Raw genomic sequence first — 26,230 nt, forward strand, 5'->3', positions numbered from 1 at the left:
GCCTCGAAGGTCAGATCACAAAACTCAAGATTGGCGCAATCCAATGTGGGAGCGGGCTTGCCCGCGATAGCGATCTATCAGTCACCCTCTATGGAGAGGGTGACACCGTCATCGCGGGCAAGCCCGCTCCCACAGGACTTTGCATTCCTTCAGAAGTGTCAGCGAAGGGTTAGACGGCTGCGTTGTAGAACTGCTCGCTGCTCTTCTGCTCCACCAATGCCTGCTCGATGGCGGCTTGATGCACTTCATCGGCGTGCTCTTCACGCGCTTCCGGCAGGATGCCCAGGCGCGAGAACAGTTGCATGTCCTTATCAGCCTGCGGGTTGGCGGTGGTCAGCAGTTTGTCGCCGTAGAAAATCGAGTTGGCACCGGCGAAGAACGCCAGGGCCTGCATCTGCTCGTTCATCGCTTCGCGGCCAGCGGACAGGCGCACGTGGGATTGCGGCATCAAGATGCGCGCGACCGCGAGCATGCGGATGAAATCGAACGGGTCGATGTCGTCGGCATTTTCCAGCGGCGTACCGGCGACTTTCACCAGCATGTTGATCGGCACCGATTCCGGATGCTCTGGCAGGTTGGCCAGCTGGATCAGCAGATTGGCGCGGTCATCGAGAGACTCGCCCATGCCGAGGATGCCGCCGGAGCAGATCTTCATTCCCGACTCACGCACGTAGGCCAGGGTTTGCAGGCGCTCGCTGTAGGTGCGGGTGGTGATGATGCTGCCGTAGAACTCCGGCGAGGTATCGAGGTTGTGGTTGTAGTAGTCGAGGCCCGCGTCGGCCAGCGCAACGGTCTGGTCCTGATCGAGCCGACCGAGGGTCATGCAGGTTTCCAGGCCCATGGCTTTCACGCCTTTGACCATTTCCAGCACGTAGGGCATGTCTTTGGCCGACGGGTGTTTCCACGCCGCGCCCATGCAGAAACGGGTCGAACCGATGGCCTTGGCGCGAGCAGCCTCTTCGAGGACCTTCTGCACTTCCATCAGCTTTTCTTTTTCCAGGCCGGTGTTGTAGTGACCGGACTGCGGACAATATTTGCAATCTTCCGGGCAGGCACCCGTCTTGATCGACAGCAGCGTCGACACCTGGACCCGGTTAGCGTCGAAATGCGCGCGGTGCACCGTCTGCGCCTGGAACAACAGGTCATTGAATGGCTGAACGAAGAGTGCTTTGACTTCGGCCAAAGACCAGTCATGACGCAGGGTTGCAGTGGTGCTGGCGCTCATGGGCGTTTCCTTTGTTTTATGCTGGGCAAGCGGCTGGGGGACGGAATACCCACAGACACGACACGGATGTTCGGCATATTTAAGGAAGAGTCATGCGCTGTCAACCACGATACGAAGGACCGGTTTACATCTGGTTAAAAAACGAACAGATCTGCTTACTTTGCGGCGAAGCATCCGATGAAAGGACGCCCATCTGCACCGCTTGTGAAAGCGAACTGCCTTGGCTGGGCGACCATTGCCAAGCCTGCGCCTTGCCCTTGCCCGCGTCGGGGCTGACGTGTGGCCAATGCTTGAAGCAACCGCCGGCCTTCGAACGGGTCGTGGCGCCGTGGACCTACAGCTTTCCGATCGACAGCCTGATCACCCGCTTCAAGCACAGCGCGAAGTGGCCGTTCGGCCGCCTGCTCGCCGAACTCCTCGCTCAGTCCTTGCAACACCGTTTCGATGAAGACCTCGACCGGCCAGACGCCTTGGTCCCGGTGCCACTGGCGACCAAGCGCCTGCGCGCACGAGGTTTCAACCAGGCCGCGATGCTCGCGCACTGGCTCGGCAGCGGTCTCGACATTGCCTGCGACGAATCACTGCTGCGGCGGATTCAGGACACCAGCGCCCAACAGGACCTGAACGCCGAGGCGCGTAAAAGGAACCTGCGCAATGCCTTTGCCCTTGCGCCCGATGCGCTCATCAAGGGTCGTCACCTGGCGCTGGTGGACGACGTGCTGACCACCGGCGCCACCGCCCAGGCCCTGGCTCGCCTGTTGATGGAAGCCGGTGCCGCTCGGGTCGACGTCTATTGCCTGGCCCGCACGCCCAAACCCGGAGATGCGGTCTGACTTAACGACACAAAAACCTGTGGGAGCGAGCCTGCTCGCGAAGAGGCCATAACATTCAACATTACTGTTGACTGATAGTCCGCTTTCGCGAGCAGGCTCGCTCCCACAGGGATTGCGGCCTGACTTGACTCCCGCCTCCCAAGCCGCCAACGTCGTCCCCATCGTCACAGTCCAAAGCGTCTTGCCATGTCCTTGCCTTCGTTGTTGTCCCAGCACATCGTTCGTCGTCCGCAGCGCATCGCCTTGCTGCAGCACATCGCCGAGCAAGGCTCGATCACCCGCGCCGCGAAAAGCGCGGGGCTGAGCTACAAAGCCGCGTGGGACGCCATTGATGAGTTGAACAACCTCGCGCAAAAGCCCCTGGTGGAACGCAGTGTCGGTGGCAAGGGCGGTGGTGGCGCCAAACTGTCCAGCGAAGGCGAGCGCGTCTTGCGCCTGTATCAAAAGCTGCAAGCCTTGCAGGCGCAGGTGCTGGAAGCCGCCGAAGATGCCAGCGACCTCGATTTGCTCGGTCGACTGATGCTCAGGACCAGCGCGCGCAATCAATTGCACGGCAAGGTCGTGGCGATCGAAGCCCAAGGGCGCAACGACCTGATCCGTCTGCAACTGGCCGAGAGCCTGACTATCGATGCGCAGATCACCCACGACAGCACCCTGCGCCTGGAACTGCAGACCGGTACCGAAGTGGTCGCGCTGATCAAGGCCGGCTGGCTCGATCTGCTGGGTGTCGAAGATACGGCAACGACTGGACACAATTGCTTGAAGGGCACCCTCGAAGAAATTCTCGATGCCGAAGACGGCCCCAGCGAAGTGCGCATCGGCCTGCCCAATGGTCAGACACTGTGCGCGCTGGCCGAGCCGCTGCACTTGAGAACCCTCGGTCTTGCGGTCAACAAACCGGTGCTGGTGCAGTTCGCGCCGTCCAACGTGCTGCTTGGCACGCCGCTGTAAACACAGCTGCAACAAAAGCGTCATGCGCACTCATTAAGGTGACTGCAAAAACCAGCAGGGAGCCTGATGTGAGCCTATTAGAAGACAACCAATCCACCGACCTCGAGAAAATGGTCGGCCTCAGCCGTCGTGGCTTCATCAGTGCCGGCGCCCTGTGCGGTGCGGCGATGTTCCTCGGCGGCAACCTGCTGAGCCGCAGCGTACTGGCCGCCAGCGTGAGCGCCGGCTCCAGCAACCTGTTGGGTTTTGACAGCATTGCCGCCGCCACCAGTGACGCCATCAGCCTGCCGCCGGGCTACAAGTCCTCAGTGTTGATCAGCTGGGGCCAGCCACTGCACAAGGACGGCCCGGCGTTCGACCCGAGCGGCAACGGCACGGCCCAGCAACAGGAAGCCCAGTTCGGCGACAACAACGACGGCATGAGCCTGTTCGAATTCCCCGGTGAAAAAGACCGCGCGCTGATGGCGATCAACAACGAATACACCAACTATCGCTACCTCTACCCGCACGGCGGCATGCCGCAGTCGGCGGATGAAGTGCACAAGGCGCTGGCCTGCGAAGGCGTGTCGGTGATCGAAGTACAGCGCAAGAACGGCCAATGGCAATTCGTCCAGGGCTCGCGCTACAACCGGCGCATTCACGGTAACGCGCCGATCAGCCTGAGCGGCCCGGCCGCCGGCCATGAACGGGTGAAAACCAGCGCCGACCCGCACGGCAAGAATGTCCTCGGTACCTTCCAGAACTGCGCCAACGGCAAGACGCCGTGGGGCACGTACCTGACTTGCGAAGAGAACTTCACCGACTGCTTCGGCAGCAGCAATGCCGAGCAGAAGTTCGACGCCGCACAAAAGCGCTACGGCGCGGTGGCGACCAGTAAAGAGATCAACTGGCATCAACACGACGAGCGTTTCGACCTGGCGAAAAACCCCAACGAACTCAACCGCCATGGCTGGGTGGTGGAAATCGACCCGTTCGACCCACAATCGACGCCGGTCAAGCGCACGGCCCTGGGCCGCTTCAAACATGAAAACGCGGCCCTTGCCGAAACCAGCGATGGTCACGCCGTGGTGTACATGGGCGACGACGAACGCGGCGAGTTCATCTACAAATTCGTCAGCCGCGACACGATCAACCACAAGAATCCCAAGGCCAACCGCGACCTGCTCGACCACGGCACTTTGTACGTGGCGCGCTTCGACGCCGGCGACAGCAACGCCGATCACCCGAAAGGCCAGGGCGAGTGGATCGAGTTGACCCACGGCAAAAACGGCATCGACGCCAGCAGCGGGTTTGCCGACCAGGCCGAAGTGCTGATTCACGCGCGTCTCGCCGCCAGCGTGGTGAAGGCCACGCGCATGGACCGCCCGGAATGGATCGTCGTCAGCCCCAAGGATGGCCAGGTCTATTGCACCCTGACCAACAACGCCAAGCGCGGCGAAGACGGGCAACCGGTGGGTGGACCAAACCCGCGTGAGAAGAACGTTTACGGGCAGATTTTGCGTTGGCGCACCGACCGTGACGATCACGGCTCGAAGACGTTTGCCTGGGATTTGTTTGTGGTCGCCGGCAACCCCGGCGTGCATTCCGGGACGCCGAAGGGGGGTTCGTCGAACATCACGCCGCAGAACATGTTCAACAGCCCGGATGGCTTGGGTTTCGACAAGGCCGGGCGGTTGTGGATTCTGACCGATGGCGACTCGAGCAACGCCGGTGATTTTGCCGGCATGGGCAACAACCAGATGCTCTGCGCCGACCCGGTGACCGGGGAAATTCGGCGCTTCATGGTCGGGCCGGTGGGCTGTGAGGTCACGGGGATCAGCTTTTCGCCGGATCAGAAAACCTTGTTTGTCGGGATTCAGCATCCGGGGGAAAACGGGGGGTCGACGTTCCCGGAGCACCTGCCGAATGGCAAGCCGCGGTCTTCGGTGATGGCGATTTCCAGGGAAGATGGCGGGGTCGTCGGCGCCTGATCGGGCCTCTTCGCGGGCAAGCCTCGCTCCTACAGGTCATGCGCGAAATTAACGCGAACCCTGTAGGAGCGAGGCTTGCCCGCGAAGGCGTCAGCACAGTCACCACCTATCTGCGCCCGTCTGCGCTACCATGCTTGGCCGGACGCGGCAGCCTGCTGCGCGCAGGAGTCAGCATGGCCCACCCGTTTGCAACCCTCACCCCAGACCTCGTGCTCGATGCCGTCGAAAGCATCGGCTTTCTCAGCGACGCGCGCATTCTGGCGCTCAACAGCTACGAGAACCGTGTCTATCAAGTCGGCATCGAAGACTCCGAGCCGCTGATCGCCAAGTTCTATCGTCCGCAGCGCTGGACCAACGAAGCGATTCTCGAAGAGCACCAATTCACCTTCGAACTCGCCGAATGCGACGTACCGGTCGTCGCGCCGATGATCCACAACGGCGCCAGCCTGCACGAACACAACGGTTTCCGCTTCACCCTGTTCCCCCGCCGTGGCGGCCGTGCCCCGGAGCCGGGCAATCTCGATCAGCTGTATCGCCTCGGCCAGTTGCTGGGGCGCCTGCACGCCGTCGGCTCGATCAAACCGTTTGAGCACCGTGAAGCCTTGGGCGTGAAGAATTTTGGCCAGGATTCGCTGAACACATTGCTCGAAGGCAATTTCGTGCCCAAAAGCCTGCTGCCGGCCTATGAGTCCGTGGCCCGCGACCTGCTCAAGCGTGTGGAAGAGGTCTACAAGGCCACGCCGCACCAGAACATCCGCATGCACGGCGACTGCCATCCCGGCAACATGATGTGCCGCGACGAAATGTTCCACATCGTCGACCTCGATGACTGCCGCATGGGGCCTGCCGTGCAGGACATCTGGATGATGCTGGCGGGCGATCGTCAGGAATGTCTGGGTCAGTTGTCGGAATTGATGGACGGCTACAACGAGTTTCACGACTTCGACCCGCGTGAACTGGCGCTGATCGAGCCGTTGCGCGCCTTGCGTTTGATGCACTACAGCGCCTGGCTCGCCCGCCGCTGGGACGACCCGGCGTTCCCCCGCAGTTTCCCGTGGTTCGGTACCGAGCGGTACTGGGGCGACCAGGTGCTGGCATTGCGCGAACAATTGTCTGCGCTCAATGAAGAACCCTTAAAACTCTTCTGACAAACACAACCCCCCCTGTGGGAGCGAGCCTGCTCGCGATGGCGATCTATCAGTAACTGATTTTTGTCTGTTACACCGCCATCGCGAGCAGGCTCGCTCCCACAGGGACTGTGTTCACAATTACCCAACCTAATCGGCAGGACATTCGTAGACAAATCTCCTTACAATCCCCTCTTTGTTAGCTGCCTAAGCAAGGATTCTGCATGCAAGCTGCCAACCCGCGTCGCGGGTACATCCTGGGCCTGAGTGCCTACATCATCTGGGGATTGTTCCCGCTCTACTTCAAAGCCATCGCCAGCGTGCCCGCCGTGGAGATCATCATCCATCGGGTGCTCTGGTCCGCGCTGTTCGGCGCCTTGCTGCTGATGGTCTGGAAGCATCCGGGCTGGTGGCGCGAGCTGCGTGACAACCCGAAACGCCTGGCGATCCTGGCCCTGAGCGGCACGCTGATCGCGGCCAACTGGCTGACGTATGTCTGGTCGGTGAACAACGGGCGCATGCTCGAAGCCAGCCTCGGTTACTACATCAACCCGCTGGTGAACGTGCTGCTGGGCATGCTGATCCTCGGTGAACGGCTCCGGCGCATGCAATGGTTGGCCGTTGGCTTGGCGGCAATCGGTGTGGCGCAACAGGTGTGGCAAGTCGGCAGCCTGCCGTGGGTGTCACTGGTGCTGGCGCTGACGTTCGGTTTCTACGGATTGATCCGCAAACAGGCGCCGGTCAAAGCCCTGCCCGGCCTGGTGGTGGAAACCTGGATGCTGGTGCCGATTGCGCTTGCCTGGCTGCTGTTCAACCAGACAGCCACCAGCGCTCAGCCCGAATTCTGGACCACGTCCGAAGCCTGGTGGCTGGTGGCCGCCGGGCCGGTGACGCTGGTGCCGCTGGTGTGTTTCAACGCCGCTGCACGGCATTTGCCCTACACCACGCTGGGATTCCTCCAGTACATCGCACCGACGCTGGTGCTGCTGCAGGCCGTTCTGCTGTTTGGCGAACACTTGTCATCCAGCACGCTCGTGGCCTTCATATTTATCTGGGCGGGCTTGGCGATTTACAGCGTCGATGCGTGGATAAGTCTTCGTCGTCGCAGCTGATCAAAAAACGCACAAACCTGCGCAGGCCACGTCCCTCGTGGCCTGCATCATTCCTTCCCAAGGTTATCCACAGCGTGATCCCCGGCGTTTGTGCGCAACTTATTGAAACTGCTGGTTTTTTGATCAGTTGCTGAAGAGCCCCGGCCGGCGTGGCCTGGCGGGCTGTCTCTACAGGTTATCCACAGGCAGGTGCACGTATAACTTGGATAACCCTGTCAGGGTTCGCTGCGCAACACCAATTCCACCATCAGATCGTCCGCCAGGGTTTCCAGCCTGGACTGCAGCACGTCCAGCGACAGCGTCAGCGGTACGGCGAGAATCGCTTCGGCGTGAAACAGTGGCTCGCTGCTCATCGGCGCCGGACGCACTTCGGTCACCAGCCGCTCAAGGTTCACGCCCTGCTCACTGAGCAGGCGGGTGATGTCGCGGACGATGCCCGGGCGGTCATTGCCGACCAATTCCATCGCAATCGGCTTCCAGGTGCAGGATTGCTCGATGCCGCTTTCGGCGATCAATACACGTATGCCATGGGCGGACAGCGCCTGTAGGGCATCGACCAATTCATCGTAGGCTTCTGCCGGTACGCCCACTCGGAGAATGCCGGCGAACTGCCCGGCCATGCGTGACATGCGGCTCTCCAGCCAGTTGCCGCCGTGCTCGGCAATGCACTGGGCGATGCGCTCGACCTGCCCAGGCTTGTCTGGAGCGAAAACAGTGAGTACGAGGTGGTCCATGGCGCAGCCCTCTTTTGTTATTGAAAGAGAAGTATAGGCAAGGGTTGTTTCCGTGCTGGCAGGTCTGACGCCTTCGCGGGCAAGCCTCGCTCCTACAGGTTCCGCGCCGTCCCTGTGGGAGCGAGCCTGCTCGCGAATGGAACGCTACCGAGCCATCTGAAAAAACAAATCGTGTACAACTTTTTATATTTAACTGGAACAATCCAATAGTTTTTTGAGAACATCCCGATCCCCGGCGTGACTGCAATGCGTCATGGGGTCGCAGAACGACGTAATTAGTCTAATTTTCACAAGCGCAATTCATCATGTAGTATGCCGCAGCGCGCACTACATAACGTTGGATCGATGTCTGCCTACCGGCGCAGTCGCATCCCTGAAAGCCCCGTCAGCAAGGCCTCCAAGCCGTTGATTGGTCCCAACCCAGCCGTCAGAAATGGCATGCACTGGTCGCAGGGTTTGTGGTTTAAATGCCAAAGGCTTCATTGTTAAATTGAAGAGCTGAAAAGCGAAATAGCTGAGCAGAGTGAGGCAAGCAATGACTGAACACGTTCAAGTCGGTGGCCTGCAGGTCGCCAAAGTCCTGTTCGACTTCGTGAACAACGAAGCCATTCCCGGTACCGGCCTCACCGCCGATAAGTTCTGGGCCGATGCCGACAAGGTCATTCATGACCTGGCACCGAAGAACAAAGCCCTACTCGCCAAACGCGATGATTTCCAGGCTCGTATCGATGGCTGGCACCAATCACGTGCCGGCCAGGCGCACGACGCCGTGGCTTATAAAGCCTTCCTGCAAGACATCGGTTATCTGCTGCCAGAAGCGGCCGATTTCCAGGCAACGACACAAAACGTCGATGACGAAATCGCCCGCATGGCCGGTCCGCAGCTCGTGGTGCCGGTCATGAACGCCCGTTTCGCGCTCAACGCCTCGAATGCCCGTTGGGGTTCGCTGTACGACGCGCTGTACGGCACCGACGCCATCAGCGAAGTCGACGGCGCGGAAAAAGGCAAAGGCTACAACAAGGTGCGTGGCGACAAAGTGATTGCCTTCGCCCGCGCCTTCCTCGACGAAGCGGCGCCATTGGCGGCCGGCACTCACGTCGATTCCACCGCCTACAAGATCGTTGACGGCAAACTGGTGGTCGCCCTTAAAGGCGGCAGCAACACCGGCCTGCGCAACGATGCCCAACTGATCGGTTTCCACGGCGATGCAGCGGCACCGACCGCGATCCTGCTGAAAAACAACGGCCTGCACTTCGAAATCCAGGTCGACGCCAGCACCCCGGTCGGCCAGACCGACGCCGCCGGCGTCAAAGACATCCTGATGGAAGCCGCGCTGACCAGCATCATGGACTGCGAAGACTCCGTCGCCGCCGTCGATGCCGATGACAAAGTGGTGATCTACCGCAACTGGCTCGGCCTGATGAAGGGCGATCTGTCGGAAGAAGTCTCCAAGGGTGGCCAGACCTTTACTCGCACCATGAACGCCGACCGCACCTACACCGGCGTCGATGGCAAAGAACTGAGCCTGCACGGTCGTTCGTTGTTGTTCGTGCGCAACGTGGGTCACCTGATGACCATCGACGCGATCCTCGACAAAGACGGCAACGAAGTACCGGAAGGCATCCTTGACGGTCTGGTGACCAGCCTCGCGGCGATTCACAGCCTCAACGGCAACAACTCGCGCAAGAACAGCCGCACCGGCTCGGTCTATATCGTGAAGCCGAAGATGCACGGCCCTGAAGAAGCGGCGTTCACCAACGAACTGTTCGGTCGCATCGAAGAGGTGCTGGGCCTGCCGCGCAACACCCTGAAAGTCGGGATCATGGACGAGGAACGCCGTACCACGGTCAACCTCAAGGCCTGCATCAAGGCTGCCAGCGAGCGTGTGGTGTTCATCAACACTGGTTTCCTCGACCGCACGGGCGATGAAATCCATACCTCCATGGAAGCCGGCCCGATGGTGCGCAAGGCGGACATGAAGGCTGAAAAGTGGATTGGCGCCTACGAGAACTGGAACGTCGATATCGGTTTGAGCACCGGCCTGCAAGGTCGCGCGCAGATCGGTAAAGGCATGTGGGCCATGCCCGACCTGATGGCCGCGATGCTCGAACAGAAAATCGCTCACCCACTGGCCGGCGCCAACACGGCCTGGGTTCCATCGCCGACCGCGGCTGCGCTGCACGCGCTGCATTACCACAAGGTCGACGTGTTCGCCCGTCAGGCCGAACTGGCCAAACGTGCGCGCGCCTCGGTGGACGACATCCTGACCATCCCGCTGGCGGTCAATCCGAGCTGGACCACGGAACAGATCAAGAACGAACTGGACAACAACGCCCAGGGCATTCTCGGTTACGTGGTGCGCTGGATCGACCAGGGCGTAGGTTGCTCGAAAGTGCCGGACATCAACGACGTCGGCCTGATGGAAGACCGTGCGACGCTGCGTATTTCCAGCCAGCACATCGCCAACTGGTTGCGCCACGGTATCGTCACTGAAGATCAGGTCATGGAAAGCCTCAAGCGCATGGCGCCGGTGGTTGACCGCCAGAACGCCAATGACGCGCTGTACCGCCCGCTGGCACCGAATTTCGACAGCAACATCGCCTTCCAGGCGGCGGTCGAACTGGTGGTTGAAGGCACCAAACAGCCGAACGGCTACACCGAGCCGGTCCTGCACCGTCGTCGTCGCGAGTTCAAGGCTGCCAATGGCCTGTAACTGAGCGCTGACGCCGGACAAAAAAAGCCCTGATCGAAAGATCAGGGCTTTTTTGTTTCAAATCGGAACCTACACATCCATTCCCAATTCATGCTTGACCAGCGCCAACAGCTTGCCGGTATCGACAGGTTTGAGCAGGAAGTCCACGACGCTCAGGTGCATCGCAGCGATCGCATCCTTCACGTCGGCATCGCCGGAAACAATGATAAACGGCATGGCGGCCCGAACCGACTCGCGAACTTGACGGATCAAGTCCAGGCCATCGACATGCCCCATTCGCAGATCGGTAATCACCAGGCCGATTGCGGGTTTTTCGTTCAACATTTTGAGTGCGGTTTCGCCGCTGGCGGCGGTCATGCAACGAATGCCATCCAGACCGAGAATCTCCGACAGCAACTCGCGTGCGTCTTTATCGTCATCGACGATCAGCACCCGCTGCGCTGGCAGATCAGGTTCCAGCATGACGGCACTTAGCGCCTCGCGCTCGGCGTCACTCAAAATATCGTGGTCGGACATGGCTTACTCTACGTTTCATTCAATCTGTCTGGCTCATTCGTCAGACATCGCCAGTAGGACCTTCAATGTGCACTTCGTCGGAAATTTTTCCTATAGCCAATGTAAGAGGTTTTTCCGACAGTTGTGTCAGACATTTCCTAACTTCCGCCAGCGGTACTGCCTACCTAGACTTACGTCCAATGGGCACCCTGCGCCCAGGGGCCGACCATGGCTGAGTCATCCGACAACAACAATTCAAAAAGACTGCGGTAATGGTTATGAGTAAAGCGGACGCCTTCACCCAGGCAGGAAAAACCGCGGTGTTGCAGAACATCCAGGGCACTTTGCAATTCCTTCAGCGTTTCCCGCCCTTCAATCAGATGGAACACGCGCACCTGGCGTACCTGGTTGAGCAATGTCAGCTGCGTTTTTATGCGCCCAACGAGAGCATCATCAAACCCGCCGACGGCCCGGTTGAGCATTTCTACATCGTCAAACAAGGTCGGGTCGTGGGTGAACGCCCGCACACCGCCAAGGGCGGGACCGAAACCACCTTCGAAATCACCACCGGCGAGTGTTTCCCCCTCGCCGCGCTGCTGGGTGAACGTGCGACCCGCACCGAACACCTGGCCGCCGAAGACACCTTTTGCCTACAGCTGAACAAGCTGGCGTTCATCAAACTGTTCGCGCTTTCCAACGCGTTTCGCGACTTTGCCCTACGCGGCGTCAGCAGCCTGCTGGATCAGGTCAACCAGCAAGTCCAGCAAAAAGCCGTGGAAACCCTCGGTACCCAGTACTCGCTCAATACCCGTCTGGGCGAATTGGCCATGCGCCATCCGGTAATGTGCGGCCCGACCACGCCCCTGCGTGAAGCCGTGACCCTGATGCACGAGCAGCAGGTCGGCAGCATCGTGGTGGTGGATGAACACCAAGCTCCGCTGGGCATTTTCACCCTGCGTGACTTGCGCCATGTGGTGGCCGCCGGCACCAGCGACTTCAACGAAGCGATCGAGCGCCACATGACCCAGGCGCCATTTTTCCTGTCGCCGGACCACAGCGCTTTCGATGCGGCGATTGCCATGACCGAGCGGCACATCGCCCACGTCTGCCTGGTAAAAGATCATCGCCTGTGCGGCGTAGTGTCCGAACGGGATCTGTTTTCCTTGCAGCGGGTCGATCTGGTGCACCTGGCGCGGACGATCCGCAGCGCCCAGCGCGTGGACAACCTGGTGGCATTGCGCGGTGAGATCGGCCAATTGGTGGAGCGCATGCTGGCCCACGGTGCGTCTTCGACCCAGATCACCCACATCATCACCCTGCTCAACGATCACACCGTGTGCCGGGTGATCGAACTGACCCTCGCCGAAAAAGGCGACCCCGGCGTGCCGTTCAGTTGGCTGTGCTTCGGCAGCGAAGGCCGCCGCGAGCAGACGCTGCACACCGATCAGGACAACGGCATGTTGTTCGAAGCCCGGGACTCGGCCCACGCGGCCGAAATTCGCGGCAAGCTGTTGCCCATCGCCCAGCAGATCAACCAGAGCCTGGCGCTCTGCGGCTTCACCCTGTGCAAAGGCAACATCATGGCGGGCAACCCCGAGCTGTGTTTGTCTCGGGCCGAATGGGCGCGACGTTTTGCAGCGTTTATCCGCGAGGCAACGCCGGAGAACCTGCTGGGTTCGAGCATCTATTTCGACCTGCGCGTGGTCTGGGGCGATGAGCAAGGTTGCGATCAGCTGCGCCAGGGGATTCTCGATCAGGTGAATGACAACCGGCTGTTCCAGCGGATGATGGCCGAGAACGCCCTGCGCAATCGTCCACCCGTAGGACGTTTCCGTGAGTTCGTGCTGGCGCGCAAAAATGGTGAGAAAGCCACTCTGGACCTGAAAATCCAGGGCCTGACCCCGTTTGTCGACGCCGCCCGGCTGCTCGCGTTGGCGCATGGGATCGAGGCGAACAATACGCTGGAGCGGTTTCGCCAACTGGTGGACAAAGACGTCATCGAACGGCTGGACGGTGCAGCGTACGAAGAGGCGTATCACTTCATTCAGCAAACCCGCATGCAGCAACATCAGCTACAGACCCGGGAGAATTTGCCCTACTCCAACCGGGTCGATCCCGACAGCCTCAACCACCTTGATCGACGGATCCTGCGTGAATCCCTGCGCCAGGCGCAACGCCTGCAAAGCAGCCTGGCCCTGCGGTATCAGCTATGAGCCTGTTTTCATGGTTGCGCCCCGCAAGCCCGCTTCTGTCCGGTGAACTGCAACAACGTCTGCAACACTTGCCGGCGGGTGCCGAGTTGGGCGAGTGCAGCCTGCGTGAACAACGCTGGGTGGTGCTCGACCTGGAAACCACCGGGCTGAACATGAACAAAGATCGGGTGCTGTCCATCGGTGCGGTGGTGATCGAGGACGGGGCGATCGACTTCAGCCAGCAGTTCGAACGCACCTTGCAATGCACTGAACTCAAACTCGGCCCCAGCGTGCTGATCCACGGGTTGGGCCCGAGTGCGATTGCGGCTGGCAGCGATCCGGCTGAGGCGCTGCTCGAATTCATGGAGTTCGTGGGCGACAGTCCGGTGTTGGCGTTTCATGCGCCGTTCGATCAGCACATGCTCGGGCGCGCACTGAAAGATCACCTGGGCTACAAGTTGCAGCATCCATTCCTGGATGTGGCGGATATTGCACCGATGCTTTGCCCGCAGGCGCACATTCGCGAGGCGGGGCTGGATCAGTGGATCGATTGGTTCAAGCTGGAAGTCTTCGAGCGTCACAACGCCAGTGCCGACGCGTTGGCCACTGCCGAACTGGCGCTGATCTTGTTCAGCCGGGCGCGACAGCAGCAGATTCATACCCCGTTGAATCTGCAACAGCGCTTGAACCAGTGGAAACGGCGGCAGCATACGCATTCCTTCTAAATCTTCGTCGCCTGTTCTGACGCCTTCGCGGGCAAGCCCGCTCCCACAGGTACCGCAAATCCTGTGGGAGCGAGGCTTGCCCGCGAAGAACGATGACGCGATCCAATTGAATACACACCGTTAAATCCACCCGACCAGCGTTAATTGCTTACCTCCCCCGCCTCTGCCACAATCGCGAACAATTCTCGTTAGTTAACACTTCCCAATCGGTGATGCTGCGTGTCGTCAGTCCAAAGCCCCCACAGTGAGCTCGTCGGTACGCTATATCGCGACCATCGCGGTTGGCTATTGGCCTGGCTGCGACGCAATGTCGCCTGTCCGCAACGGGCCGAAGACCTGAGCCAGGACACCTTCGTGCGTTTGCTGGGCCGTGATGAACTGAAGGCGCCTCGCGAACCACGGGCGTTTCTGGTGGCGATTGCCAAAGGCTTGCTGTTCGACTATTTCCGCCGCGCCGCACTGGAACAGGCCTACCTCACCGAATTGATGCTGATCCCCGCCGGCGAGCAACCGTCGGTGGAAGAGCAACAAATGATCCTCGAAGACCTCAAGGCCATCGACCGCCTGCTCGGCAAGCTCTCGAGCAAGGCCCGGGCAGCGTTTCTCTACAACCGTCTCGACGGCCTCGGCCACGCGGAAATCGCCCAGCGCCTGGGTGTATCGGTGCCGCGAGTGCGTCAGTACCTGGCGCAAGGCATTCGTCAGTGCTACATCGCGCTGTACGGTGAGCCGGTATGAACCCGGTCAGTTCCAGGCCGGTCTCGGCGCAGGTGCTGGATGCGGCGATTGCCTGGCAATTGTCCCTGGATTCCGGCAACCCGGTGGAACGCGAAGAGTTCGCCAAATGGCACGCTGCCCACGAAGAACATGCCCGCGCCTGGCGTCAGTTGGGCATGCTCGACCAGCGTTTCAGCGTCGCCAGCGGCCCGGCCCGCACGGCGTTGCTGCAATCGCGTGAAAGCATCCGCCGGCGGGTGCGCAAACTCGGCAGCGGCGTGGCCAGTATTGTCGCGGTGATCGGCCTGGCGCTGTTCGCCGGTGATCGTTACCTGCCAATCGACTATTGGCTGGCCGATCAGCGCACCGCCACCGGCGAGCAACGCACCCTGCGTCTGAGCGATGGGACACTGGTCAACCTCAACACCCACAGTGCGGTGGACGTGCGTTTCGATGAGAAGCAGCGGCTGATCATTCTTCAGGAAGGGGAAATTCTCGTCGAAACCGGCCATGGCGATGCCCGGCCATTTATCGTCGAAACCCGCGAAGGCAGCATGCGCGCGCTGGGCACGCGGTTCCTGGTCAAGCGCGAAGAAGAAGGGACGCGCCTGAGCGTGTTGCAATCCGCCGTGGCCGCTCACCCCGAGTCGAGCCCGGAGGAACAGATTCTGCGCGAGGGCCAGCAAGTGTTGCTGCGCAGCAACGGTCTCGGGCCGATCATCGCGCTCAACCCAGGCGCCGATGCCTGGACTCGCGGCATGTTGGTGGTGGACAACGCGCGGCTGGAAGACCTGGTGCATGAACTTGGCCGCTATCGTCGCGGGCATCTGGGGGTTGCACCGGAGATTGCCGACCTGCGGATCACCGGCAGCTTCCCGTTGCATGACACCGACAAGGCGCTGAGCGCACTGTTGCCGACGCTGCCGGTGCAGATTGAACAGCATACGCAATGGTGGGTGACGGTGACGGCGAAGACAGAGGTCAAGCCCTGATATTTCTGTGTCTGGGCCGATGCCATCGCGGGCAAGCCCGCTCCCACAGGTCTTATGTCGTTCACAAAACCTGTGGGAGCGGGCTTGCCCGCGATGGCGGCATCAGCCCCAGCGCAATTACTGAATCGAAATTATTTTCATCCAGCCCTATCACTTTTGAATTCTCGTCCGGCACCTAGGCAATTGAGAAATATTTCCATTCAGGAGCCGCTCTATGTCCCGCTCGCTAGACACCTTGTTGCGCCCCAGTTTGCTGGCGGTTGCCATTGCCCTTTGCGCCCCTCTGGCCAGCAGTCAGCTGATGGCCGCTGAACAGGCGTCCAGCGTTCGCGCCTACAACTTGCCGGCTGCGCCATTGGCCAGCACCTTGAACCAGATCGCCAGCCAGGCCGGCATGGCGTTGTCGCTGAATCCGGCGCTGGCAGCGGGCAAAACCTCGGCCCCGGTCAACGGCCAGTTCGATGCTGCCGGCGCCCTGCGCGAAGCCTTGCGCGGCACAGGTCTGCAACTGGAACAAAGCAGCGCCGGCACCTTCAGCCTGGTGGCCGTGCCCGAGGGTGTGATGGCCCTGCCGGTAACCAGCGTGATCGGCGTCGAAAACACCGAAAGCGCCTGGGGCCCGGTGGAAGGTTATTTGGCCAAGCGCACCGCCGCTGGCACCAAGACCGACACCGCACTGGTCGAAGTCCCGCGTTCGATCTCCGTCGCCACGCGCGAGCAGATGGATGATCGCAACGTGCACAGCCTCGACGACGCCGTGCGCTATATGCCCGGCATCACTGCCAGCAGCTACGGCAGCGACACCCGCGCCGATTGGTTGCGCGTGCGTGGCTTCGAACCGACCCAGTTCCTCGATGGCCTGCCTCTCCCTAAAGGCGTGTACGCCAACCCGAAACAGGAAACCTGGAACCTTGACCGCCTCGCCCTGCTGCGCGGCCCGGCGTCCTCGATTTACGGCCAGACCCCGCCGGGCGGTCTGCTGGACATGGTCAGCCGCCGCCCGACGGCCGAATCCAGCAACGAAATCCAGCTGCAATACGGCAGCGACAATCACCGCCAGATCAACTTCGCCAGCACTGGCAAGATCGACGATGAAGGCCAGTTCCTCTACAGCCTCAGCGGTGTGGTGCGCGACAGTGGCACGCAGATCGACCACGTCGACAACAAGCGCTACAACATCGCGCCGAGCCTGACCTGGAACATCGACGAAGACACCAGGTTCACCCTGCTCACCCAGTTCACCCGCGACGATACCGGCATCACCAGCCAGTTCCTGCCGGTGCAAGGCACCCGGATCCATTCGCCGCTCGGCAAGATCTCCCACCACAAGAACCTGGGCGACCCGGACTGGGAATACTACGATCGCACCTACTACGCGCTGGGCTACGCCTTCGAACATCGTCTCAACGATGTCTGGCAGTTCAAGCAGAACCTGCGCTATACCAAGTCAGACCTGTCGTTTCAGGGCCTCACACCGGGCGCCTATCCGTTCACTCAGGTCGATGCCGAGGGCAACGTCGGTCGTTCGAGCACCAGTGTTGACGAAGACATCAGCCAATTCGCCGTGGACAACAACTTCCAGGGCGATTTTGCCACCGGCGACATCCATCACACCCTGTTGATCGGCCTCGATCACCAGCGCAGCAACACCAACTACACCTCGATCTTTGGCGACGGCCTGACCACCAACGTCAACAATCCGATTTATGGCCAGCCGATCGTTCGTCCGCCACGCTCCGATGCGTTCTATGACTACGACCAGAAGACCTACCAGACCGGACTGTACATCCAGGACCAGATGGCCCTCGACCAATGGCGCCTGACCTTGGGTGGCCGTGAGGATTGGGTCCACACCGGTACCAAGTTCTTCAACAAGGGCGACGCCACCAACACTGAACGGGACAAGAACTTCAGCGGCAACGCGGCCATCAGCTATGTGTTCGACAACGGCATCGTGCCGTACCTGTCGTACGCCGAGTCGTTCCAGCCCACCAGCAATGCCACGGCTTCGCCGACCGATTCGATCAAGCCGACGGAAGGCAAACAGTGGGAATTGGGCATCAAGTACCAACCGCCCGGCAGCAACACGCTGCTGAGCGCTGCGGTTTACAACCTGACGCAGAAAAACGTCTCCGTCACTACCACCAACTCGGACAACGTTTCGATCACCAGCCAGACCGGTGAAGTGAAAGTCAAAGGCCTGGAACTGGAAGCGGTTTCCGACGTGACCGAGAACCTCAAGGTCATCGCCGCTTACACCTTGGCCAAGTCCGAAGTGCAAAAAGGCGACTTCAAAGGCAACCGCTTGCAACTGATGCCTAACCAACAGGCGTCGCTGTGGACGGATTACACCTGGCACAACGGCGTGCTCGACGGTTTCGGCATCGGTGCCGGCGCGCGTTACACCGGCAACACTTACGGCGACCAGGGCAACACCTTTCTCGGCAAGGCGAACGCCTACACGGTGTTCGACGCGGCAGTCCATTACGACCTCGGCCGCCTGGACAACAGCCTCAAAGGCGCCTCCCTGGCACTGAACGCGACCAACCTGTTCGACAAGGATTACATCTCCACCTGCGACAGCTTCTATTGCTACTACGGCGACCAACGCAGTGTCGTCGCCAGTGCCACGTACAAGTGGTAATCGCTTGATCTGACACACCCAATACCCAGGCCGTCCTTCAAGGACGGCTTTGGTATTTCTGAAGGTCTGGAAATGAAAAGTAAAACAATTCGCCGCTGGTCCCTTATCCATACCTGGACCAGCCTGATCTGCACGGTGTTCCTGCTGATGCTGGCACTGACCGGCCTGCCGTTGATCTTCCACCACGAGATCGACCATCTGCTGGGCGATGCCGCCGAGTTGAAGCCGATGCCGGCGGACACCCCGCAGCTGAATTTGCAGCAATTGGTGCAGGCGGCTGAAAAACATCGTCCCGGCGAAGTCATGCAGTATTTCGGTTTCGACGAAGACGAGCCCAACGCCGCGATCACCATCATGGCGGCCACCGCCGGCACCGAACCGAATTCGTCCCACACCTTCATGCTGGATGCACGTACCGGCGAAGCGCTGGAGATGCCGTCGGCCAACGGCGGTTTCATGATGGTCATGCTGCGCCTGCACGTGGACATGTTCGCCGGTCTGCCAGGCAAATTGCTGCTGGCGTTCATGGGGTTGATGTTTGTCGCGGCGATCATTTCCGGGACGGTGCTGTACTTGCCGTTCATGCGGCGTTTGAAATTCGCCACCGTGCGCCAGGACAAATCCACCCGCCTGCGCTGGCTCGACCTGCATAATCTGATTGGCGTGGTGACCCTGACCTGGGCGCTGGTGGTCGGCGTGACCGGTGTCATCAGTGCCTGTGCCGACCTGCTGATCGCGGCGTGGCGCAACGACAGTTTGAGCGTGATGATCGCGCCGTATGGCGACGCGCCACCGCTGACGCAACGGGCGCCTCCGACCCGTTTGCTCGACATCGCCAAGGAAGTCGCACCGGGCATGCAGCCCGACTTCATCGCCTTTCCCGGTACGCGTTTTTCCAGTGAGCACCACTACGCGGTGTTCATGAAAGGCAGCACCCACCTGACGTCGCACCTGCTGACACCGGTGTTGATCGACGCCAGCACCCTGCAAGTCACCGCCGTGGCCGAGCGCCCGTGGTACATGGACGCCATGGGCATGTCGCAGCCGTTGCACTTCGGTGATTACGGCGGCATGCCGATGAAAATCCTCTGGGCGACCCTGGATGTGCTGACCATCATCGTGCTTGGCAGCGGGGTTTATCTGTGGATCGTGCGGCGCAAAGCCTTGAAGCCCGTGCTCGAAAAAGCGGAGATTCCGGCATGAGACCGCGGCAGTCGAACTTCTGGAAAGTCTTCGCCACCCCCACCGTCATCGCCCTGCTCAGCGCTGCGGGGTTGTTCGCCGCGTTGCTGGGCGATGGCGTGTGGGATGCCTTGAGCTGGCTCGGCCTGGGCGTCCCCGCCACCCTCGCGCTACGCGGCCTGCTGCAACGCCACTGACCGGCAAAGAAACCTGTGGGAGCGAGCCTGCTCGCGAAGGCGGCGCAGCAGTCGCCATCGACCTCGCCTGACACACCGCCATCGCGAGCAGGCTCGCTCCCACATTCGATCTCTGTTTAGCCCTCAACTCGCGCTTGAGCTAGCGCATCAACGCGCTATGCTGCCGACACCGCCACCGACCGAGACGTTGCCATGTCCGCCCCGAGCATGACCCTTTACCACAACCCGCTCTCACCCTTCGTTCGCAAAGTCATGGTGCTGCTGCACGAAACCGGTCAGCAAGACCGCGTGGCCCTGCAAAACTGCGTGTTGACACCGGTCGACCCCGACCTGAGCCTGATCGACGACAACCCGCTGAGCAAGATACCCGCCCTGCGCCTGGCCGATGGCAACGTCATCCACGACAGCCGGGTGATCCTCGACTACCTCGACCACCAGCACGTCGGCAACCCACTGATCCCACGTGAAGGCTCGGCTCGCTGGCGCCGTATGACCCTGGCCTCAATGGCCGACGGGATCATGGACGCGGCAGTGCTGACCCGCTACGAAGTCGCCCTGCGCGCCCCGGAAAAACACTGGGACGAGTGGCTCGACGGCCAGCGCGACAAGATCCGCCGTGCCCTGGCACTGCTGGAAAAAGACGCGATTGCCGAGCTGACCAGCCATTTCGATGTGGCGGCAATCAGTGTGGCCTGTGCGTTGGGTTACCTGGATTTGCGCCACCCGGATCTGGAATGGCGCGAGGCAAATCCGCAATTGGCGGCCTGGTATTTCGAGGTGAGTCAGCGGCCGTCGATGTTGGCGACGATGCCAAAGGTCTAAATTTTCGCTGACTCTCCCGGCCTCTTCGCGGGCAAGCCCGCTCCCACATTTGATCTATGGTGTGCAAACCTTGTGCTCACAGGAGATCCATTGTGGGAGCGGCGGTGCGACGATTCGACTTGCTCGCGAAGGCACCTCACCGGATCAACCGGAAACAACCCGAAAATCAGCGTCGCCAACACCTCACCCTCCCGCTGATCCTCGCGCAACCCCAACGACCGGCTCATTCCACCGCCCCGATATCAAACGCCAGTGGCTTGGCCGCTTTCTGCCCAAGCCCGTACCAGTCCAGCTTGCGGGTCAGCACCATAAACACGCCCAGCAACCCGAACAGCAGCAACGAGCCCATCAACAGCGCGTAATCCTCGGCACTCAACAATCCATAGAGCAAGCCATACAACGCCGCCAACCCCGCCGAGAAACTCAAGCCGTGACGCACGCTGCGCAGCACATGGCAGACATAAAAACCGATCAGCAACACACAACCGCTCGCGGACAACAGATACGCCAACGCGAAACCAATGTGCTCGGACAATGACAGCAACAGCAGGTAGAAGAACGCCAACGCCACACCGACCAAGGCGTATTGCACCGGATGCACGGCGAGGCTTTTGAGCACTTCGAAGAGGAAGAAACCGGCGAAGGTCAGGACGATGAACAGCAGCGCGTATTTGATTGCCCGGTCGCTTTTCAGGTACTGGTCCACCGGGTCGATGAAACTCACGCCGAAGCTGCGGCGGCTGAACGCTTCGCAGCCTGCACCGGACACGCAACTGCTCAACGCTTCTTGCAGGTTGGTGGAAAAAAACGAGGTCTGCCAACTCGCGCTGAAGCCCTGATCGGTGATGTCGCGCTGGGCCGGCAGGTAGTTGCCGATGAAGCTGGGATGCGGCCAGTTGGCGTTCAGCAAGACTTTGCTGGTCTTGCCCACCGGCAGAATCTGCAACTGGCCGGTGCCTTGCAGGCGCAGGTCGAAACCGAAAGCCAGTTCCGTGGATTGCTTCACATCCAGGGCCGGCAGCGTCACGTGTACGCCCTCACCCAGCCAACCCACTTGGCTGCCGGGAACGAAGTCCAGGCGCTGGCCGTTGAGTTCGAGTTTCAGCGCGTTCTCGATGCCACGAATGTCGCTGATGCCGACAGCGAGGAACGGCTGGTCGAACTGGTAATCGGCGAAATCTTCCTTGATGCCCAATTGCGCCGGCAGCGAAAAATGCCCGCTGATGCGGTTGTCGGCGTGGAACAGCCGCGCCTGATAAATGCCCCGGGAACGCAGCTCGGTCTGGATCTGGCCATCGAGTTCGAAGCGTTCGGGCAGGAAGTACAAGCGGCCACGTTCTTCGCCGACGTCCTGATAACGCGCATTGGTTTTTTCGTTGGTCTTCCAGGTGCGCACGACTTTGCGATACGGCACCACCATCAGCGGCCCGCTCAGTTGTTGGCTGTAACTGGAACTGCGGGCGATGTCTTCGAGCACACCGTCACGCAGTTGCTGGCGGTCCTGGATGATGCCGTTGATCATCAAGAGCGGGATCAGCAACAACAGAATCAAAAGGGCAATCGCCCCGAGTTTTAGGGTCAGGCTGCGGTTCATGGGACTCTCCCTGTTTGGATGGGGAAAGTCTGGGATGGCTGTGTGAGGGATTTATGGGGGGAATGTGCAGAGTGTGTGGAGACTGTGCCGGCCCCTGTGGGAGCGAGCCTGCTCGCGATTGCCGCACTCGGTCTTAAGCCAGGCGCAATACGACTTCCACCCCGCCTTCGACGTTACCGATGCTCATCACTCCGCCATGCAACTTAACCACTTCCTCGACAAAATTAAGGCCCAGCCCTGTACTTTTCCGCCCGCTGTCCGGCCTGGGCAGCGAGTAGAAACGCTCACTCAACCGTGGCAACGCATAGTCGGGAATCGCCTCTGCCTGGTTGAACAGCCGGAACTCGATGTGCTCCCCGACCCTGGCGGCGCTGAATCGCAGCACGCCTTCAGCGGGAGTGAAGTCCAATGCATTTTCCAGCAGATTACCCAGTGCCTGACGCAACAAAAATGGCTCGCCAAGCAGGTTCAATTCCGGCGCAATCCGCTGTTCAATCCGCAACTGTTTGCCTTCAATCCGCGCCGCTTGAGCACTCAACAATTCGTCCACCAATGCAGCCAGCGGCACCGCCACCCGTTCCTCCAACCCTTGCCGCTGCTCAACCTGCGCCAGGTTCAACAACCGCTCGATCAACTGCTGCATCCGCGCACTTTCGCTGTCGATGTTGCTGACGAAACGCTGCCGCTGAACCAATGGCATTTCACCCTGGAGCAATTCCGCCGCACCGCGAATCGCCGCCAGCGGGCTCTTCAATTCGTGGGTCAGGGTGTGCACATAGCGCTCGACGTAAGCCTTGCCTTCAAGCTGCGTGCGCATCTGCTCCACCGCCGTCGCCAGTTGCTCCAGTTCACCGCCGCGATAATGCGGGACCTCGACCCGACGGCCTTCACTCACCGCTTGGGCATAGGCAGTCAATCGCCGTAGCGCCCGGCTCAACCACCAGGACAACAGCGCACCGAACAGCAAACCCAGCCCCATCAACCCGGCGCCATAGGCCAGCAAGCGTCGTTCGGTGCGGTCCACGTAAGGCTGCAATGAGCTGTTGGGTTTGGCCACAGTGACCACGCCGATGATCTGGCCGTTGTCGCGAATCGGCGCACCGACGTGCATCACCGAGGAGTTCGGATCATCCGGATTGCTGCGGCTGGAGCGGGCGCCGTATTCACCGCGCAACGTCAGGTAAACGTCGTTCCAGCGCGAGTAATCCTGGCCCACCGCCACACCGCTGGAATCCAGCACGACGATGCCCTTGGCGTCGGTGACATAAATCCGGTGGTTGACCTGGTTCTTCGGCAAGCCCCAGATATTCGCCGCCGGTTGCCGTTCACCGTAGGCCTTGAGCAGCTCGGGCCAGCGGTTCTGGTTGAGGCTGCCAGCCTTGAAATCATCGCGCAGGATCTCGGCCATCAGGTTAGCGGTATCGACCAGCGTCTCTTCGGTGGACTGGCGCACGCCAGGGCGGATTTCTTCCATCACGGTATTGAGCACGAAGTAACCGGTCAGGCCGATAAACAGCACGTAGACCAGGAAAATCCGGATCCCCAGCGGCATCAGCTGTGCCCCGGGTTGTAGCTGTAACCGAGGCCGCGATGGGTCTGGATCGGCTCGGCGTCAGCCTTCACCTGGCGCAGTTTGGCGCGCACGCTCTTGATGTGGCTGTCGATGCTGCGCTCGTACCCCGCGTCCGCGGCAACGCCCAGCGCATCGAGCAATTGCTCGCGGCTGAAAACGCGTTCGGGTTGTTCCAGCAGGCATTGCAGCAGGCGGAATTCGTGGCGGGTCAGGCTCAACGGCTGATTGCGATAGCTGATCTGCACCCGCTCACTGTCGATACGAAACAGCGTCGGTGAAGTGTCAGCCACCGCGCGCGGCACCATGCGCTTGAGAATCGCCCGGACCCGCGCCGCCACTTCCCGAGGGCTGAACGGCTTGACCACGTAGTCGTCAGCGCCGATTTCCAGCCCCACCACCCGGTCGATTTCCGCATCCCGGGCACTGAGAAAAATCACCGGCACTTCGCTGAAACGGCGCAATTGCTTACAGGTTTCGAAGCCGCTGATGTCCGGCAAGCCGATATCGAGAATGATCAAATCGGCCGGCGTCTGCCGCTGATGCTCAAGCGCCGCCGCGCCAAGGCTCAGCCACGTGGTGGTAAAGCCCTCGCCCTGCAAGGCGAAAATCAGGGTATCGGCAATCGCCGCTTCGTCTTCGACTATCAGGATATGAGGCATGGCGTCCGGGCCCGGAAGTTGGGTGGGCGAACGGTGACTCAAGCCTCACACCCCGTCAATCAGCAGTCGGGTTTGTCGGCCGTAAACCGCCGAGCCGGGTTCACCGCCGCGCCGAATTCACGCAAGGCTTTTGCACCAATCAGCAACGGATAGTTGAAGCTGCTGCGGTCAGTCAGGTTGACCTCCACCGTGCGCTTGACGTTGCCCAGGCACAGTTCCAGATCGACCACCGGGCGCTTGGTGGGTGCGATCTTTTCGTCATCATCTTCGTCTTCTTCGGAGCGGGTCTTGATCTTGCTGATCCGCGCGACCTTGTGTTCGTAGACTTTGTTGCTGGCGTCCTTGGTGGCGAGGCGGAAGCGTACCCACTCGTCGCCGTCGCGGGTGAAGGTTTCGATGTCTTTGGCCGACAGCGACGCGGTCAGGGCGCCGGTGTCCATTTTGGCCTTGAGGACTTCGCCGCCGATTTCCGGCAACGCAATGTATTCGTAGCGCCCGTACAGGGTCGGCTCAGCGGCCAGGACCGGCAGAGCCACAAGGGAAAGCAGTGCAAGGAGGGATTTCACGTATTGGGCTTCCTTGGGGAATTAGGGCGTCGATCGCGGGATTTTAGACCGCCATGGGGGAATTCGTTCGTTCTTCAGGTCGCTTCGCGAGCAAGCCCCACATTTGATCTCTGTCGTACACAAACTCTGGGTTCACGGGAATTCCAATGTGGGAGCGGGCTTGCTCGCGAAGGGGCCAGCACCGGCACCACAGCCATTTCATTTGATTAATCTCGGCCCAGCATACCCATGTCAAAGTGAAACATTCGTCACCGTCGATTTGGCCTGCCGCCCGAAGCTGCTTATCATTGCGCGCCCAAACGCTTTCAAGAGTTCCTTATGCGCCGCCTGCTCACCGGCTGTTTCGTCACCCTGCTGCTGTTGCTCAACACCTTGGTCCTGTTCGGGCCGCTGATGCTGTTTGCCCTGCTCAAACTGGTCCTGCCCGGACGTTTTCGCGATGATGCCTCGTGGGCGGTGATGTGGATCGCCGAGACCTGGGCCGAAATCGACAAGCTGATTTTCCGCCTGTGCATTCCCACCCAATGGGACATTCGTGGCGGCGACGACCTGCGCCGCGACACCTCTTACCTGGTCATCAGCAACCACCAGTCCTGGGTCGACATCCCGGCGCTGATCCAGACGCTGAACCGACGCACGCCGTTTTTCAAATTCTTCCTCAAGAAAGAACTGATCTGGGTGCCGTTCCTGGGCCTGGCGTGGTGGGCGCTGGATTACCCGTTCATGAAGCGCTACACCAAGGCGTTCCTGGCAAAAAACCCGGAGCTCGCCGGCAAGGATCTGGAGATCACCAAAGAAGCCTGCGAACTGTACAAGCGTCAGCCGGTGACGGTGGTCAATTACCTGGAAGGCACGCGGTTCACGGCGGCGAAAAGCGTTCAGCAGCAGTCACCCTTCACCCACCTGCTCAAGCCCAAGGCCGGTGGTGTGGCGTTCGTGCTGGCGGCGATGGGCGAACAGCTCGATGCCATTCTCGATGTGACGGTGGTGTATCCGCAGCAGAAAATTCCGGGGTTCTGGGATTTGCTCAGCGGCAACGTGCCGAGGATCATCATCGACATCAAGACCCGCGAGCTCGACCCGGCGCTGTGGCAGGGCGATTACGAGAACGATCCGGTGTTTCGCGAAACCGTCCAGAACTGGGTCAACCGGCTCTGGATCGAAAAGGACCAGCGCATCGACGCCTTGCGCGCCGAGCGCCGCTGAA

The 26,230-nt window shown here is 60.6% G+C and carries 22 protein-coding genes; 15 read left to right on the plus strand and 7 right to left on the minus strand.

The features are described 5' to 3' along the window. Positions 1–169: 169 nt before the first annotated feature. Positions 170–1,225 carry a biotin synthase BioB gene (bioB, locus tag ACA057_RS28915; RefSeq protein ID WP_059407420.1) on the minus strand — a complete coding sequence of 352 codons (1,056 nt, stop codon included), beginning with the start codon at positions 1,223–1,225 and terminating at the stop codon, positions 170–172. Between the two features lie 92 nt (positions 1,226–1,317). Here bioB and ACA057_RS28920 point away from each other — a divergent pair, with 92 nt between their 5' ends. The 5 genes from ACA057_RS28920 to rarD all read left to right on the plus strand — a co-directional run bounded on the left by ACA057_RS28920 (position 1,318) and on the right by rarD (position 7,218). Then, positions 1,318–2,058: a double zinc ribbon domain-containing protein gene (locus ACA057_RS28920; protein WP_497344231.1), complete on the plus strand. Its 741-nt coding sequence runs from the start codon at positions 1,318–1,320 to the stop codon at positions 2,056–2,058. A gap of 186 nt (positions 2,059–2,244) precedes the next feature. Further along, positions 2,245–3,009, plus strand: coding sequence for a TOBE domain-containing protein (locus tag ACA057_RS28925; RefSeq protein WP_497344233.1), 765 nt, complete (start codon positions 2,245–2,247; stop codon positions 3,007–3,009). 68 nt (positions 3,010–3,077) lie between these two features. Continuing rightward, complete coding sequence (locus tag ACA057_RS28930; RefSeq protein ID WP_497344235.1) at positions 3,078–4,979, plus strand: PhoX family protein; 1,902 nt, start codon at positions 3,078–3,080, stop codon at positions 4,977–4,979. 173 nt (positions 4,980–5,152) lie between these two features. Next, on the plus strand, positions 5,153–6,127 hold the full coding sequence (locus ACA057_RS28935; protein ID WP_497344237.1) for a serine/threonine protein kinase: 975 nt from the start codon (positions 5,153–5,155) through the stop codon (positions 6,125–6,127). 203 nt (positions 6,128–6,330) lie between these two features. Beyond that, on the plus strand, positions 6,331–7,218 hold the full coding sequence (gene rarD / locus ACA057_RS28940; RefSeq protein ID WP_497344239.1) for an EamA family transporter RarD: 888 nt from the start codon (positions 6,331–6,333) through the stop codon (positions 7,216–7,218). A 215-nt stretch (positions 7,219–7,433) separates the two neighbouring features. Here the strand turns inward: rarD and ACA057_RS28945 are convergent, their stop codons facing one another. Further along, the gene (locus tag ACA057_RS28945) at positions 7,434–7,952 is read right to left on the minus strand and encodes a glycine cleavage system transcriptional repressor (protein WP_007947710.1); all 519 of its coding nucleotides are present in this window, start codon (positions 7,950–7,952) and stop codon (positions 7,434–7,436) included. Positions 7,953–8,487: 535 nt separating this feature from the next. On the opposite strand from ACA057_RS28945, the gene ACA057_RS28950 reads away from it, so the two are divergent. Next, positions 8,488–10,665, plus strand: a complete 2,178-nt coding sequence (locus ACA057_RS28950) for a malate synthase G (RefSeq protein WP_497344241.1) — start codon at positions 8,488–8,490, stop codon at positions 10,663–10,665. A 69-nt stretch (positions 10,666–10,734) separates the two neighbouring features. On the opposite strand, the gene ACA057_RS28955 is transcribed toward ACA057_RS28950, so the two are convergent. Then, the gene (locus tag ACA057_RS28955) at positions 10,735–11,181 is read right to left on the minus strand and encodes a response regulator (RefSeq protein ID WP_497344243.1); all 447 of its coding nucleotides are present in this window, start codon (positions 11,179–11,181) and stop codon (positions 10,735–10,737) included. A 251-nt stretch (positions 11,182–11,432) separates the two neighbouring features. Here ACA057_RS28955 and ACA057_RS28960 point away from each other — a divergent pair, with 251 nt between their 5' ends. From ACA057_RS28960 to ACA057_RS28995, 8 genes are all read left to right on the plus strand, one after another. Beyond that, positions 11,433–13,373 carry a putative nucleotidyltransferase substrate binding domain-containing protein gene (locus ACA057_RS28960; RefSeq protein ID WP_497344245.1) on the plus strand — a complete coding sequence of 647 codons (1,941 nt, stop codon included), beginning with the start codon at positions 11,433–11,435 and terminating at the stop codon, positions 13,371–13,373. Continuing rightward, the gene (locus ACA057_RS28965; RefSeq protein WP_497344247.1) at positions 13,370–14,077 is read left to right on the plus strand and encodes a 3'-5' exonuclease; all 708 of its coding nucleotides are present in this window, start codon (positions 13,370–13,372) and stop codon (positions 14,075–14,077) included. Before ACA057_RS28960 ends, ACA057_RS28965 begins: the two co-directional genes overlap by 4 nt. Positions 14,078–14,296: 219 nt before the next feature. After that, positions 14,297–14,815 carry an RNA polymerase sigma factor gene (locus ACA057_RS28970; RefSeq protein WP_497344249.1) on the plus strand — a complete coding sequence of 173 codons (519 nt, stop codon included), beginning with the start codon at positions 14,297–14,299 and terminating at the stop codon, positions 14,813–14,815. Beyond that, positions 14,812–15,786, plus strand: coding sequence for a FecR domain-containing protein (locus tag ACA057_RS28975; RefSeq protein ID WP_497344251.1), 975 nt, complete (start codon positions 14,812–14,814; stop codon positions 15,784–15,786). Before ACA057_RS28970 ends, ACA057_RS28975 begins: the two co-directional genes overlap by 4 nt. 214 nt (positions 15,787–16,000) lie before the next feature. Further along, positions 16,001–18,430 carry a TonB-dependent siderophore receptor gene (locus tag ACA057_RS28980; RefSeq protein WP_497344253.1) on the plus strand — a complete coding sequence of 810 codons (2,430 nt, stop codon included), beginning with the start codon at positions 16,001–16,003 and terminating at the stop codon, positions 18,428–18,430. A gap of 72 nt (positions 18,431–18,502) precedes the next feature. Next, complete coding sequence (locus ACA057_RS28985) at positions 18,503–19,633, plus strand: PepSY-associated TM helix domain-containing protein (protein ID WP_497344255.1); 1,131 nt, start codon at positions 18,503–18,505, stop codon at positions 19,631–19,633. Then, entirely contained in the window at positions 19,630–19,809 is a 180-nt protein-coding gene (locus ACA057_RS28990) for a hypothetical protein (RefSeq protein ID WP_497344257.1), read from the plus strand. Before ACA057_RS28985 ends, ACA057_RS28990 begins: the two co-directional genes overlap by 4 nt. Before the next feature lie 192 nt (positions 19,810–20,001). Then, positions 20,002–20,631, plus strand: coding sequence for a glutathione S-transferase (locus ACA057_RS28995; protein ID WP_497344259.1), 630 nt, complete (start codon positions 20,002–20,004; stop codon positions 20,629–20,631). A gap of 223 nt (positions 20,632–20,854) precedes the next feature. Here the strand turns inward: ACA057_RS28995 and creD are convergent, their stop codons facing one another. The 4 genes from creD to rloA2 form a co-directional block, all read right to left on the minus strand. After that, complete coding sequence (gene creD, locus ACA057_RS29000; protein WP_497344261.1) at positions 20,855–22,225, minus strand: cell envelope integrity protein CreD; 1,371 nt, start codon at positions 22,223–22,225, stop codon at positions 20,855–20,857. A 133-nt stretch (positions 22,226–22,358) separates the two neighbouring features. After that, the gene (creC, locus tag ACA057_RS29005) at positions 22,359–23,777 is read right to left on the minus strand and encodes a two-component system sensor histidine kinase CreC (protein WP_497344263.1); all 1,419 of its coding nucleotides are present in this window, start codon (positions 23,775–23,777) and stop codon (positions 22,359–22,361) included. Further along, on the minus strand, positions 23,777–24,457 hold the full coding sequence (creB, locus tag ACA057_RS29010) for a two-component system response regulator CreB (RefSeq protein WP_497344265.1): 681 nt from the start codon (positions 24,455–24,457) through the stop codon (positions 23,777–23,779). Before creB ends, creC begins: the two co-directional genes overlap by 1 nt. Before the next feature lie 59 nt (positions 24,458–24,516). Then, positions 24,517–25,023 carry a retropepsin-like aspartic peptidase RloA2 gene (gene rloA2, locus ACA057_RS29015; RefSeq protein WP_497344267.1) on the minus strand — a complete coding sequence of 169 codons (507 nt, stop codon included), beginning with the start codon at positions 25,021–25,023 and terminating at the stop codon, positions 24,517–24,519. A gap of 318 nt (positions 25,024–25,341) precedes the next feature. Between rloA2 and yihG the strand changes: the two genes are divergently transcribed. After that, on the plus strand, positions 25,342–26,229 hold the full coding sequence (yihG, locus tag ACA057_RS29020) for a 1-acylglycerol-3-phosphate O-acyltransferase, YihG family (RefSeq protein WP_497344269.1): 888 nt from the start codon (positions 25,342–25,344) through the stop codon (positions 26,227–26,229). Position 26,230 lies beyond the last annotated feature (1 nt).

Source organism: Pseudomonas sp. LBUM1661 (genome assembly GCF_059695925.1).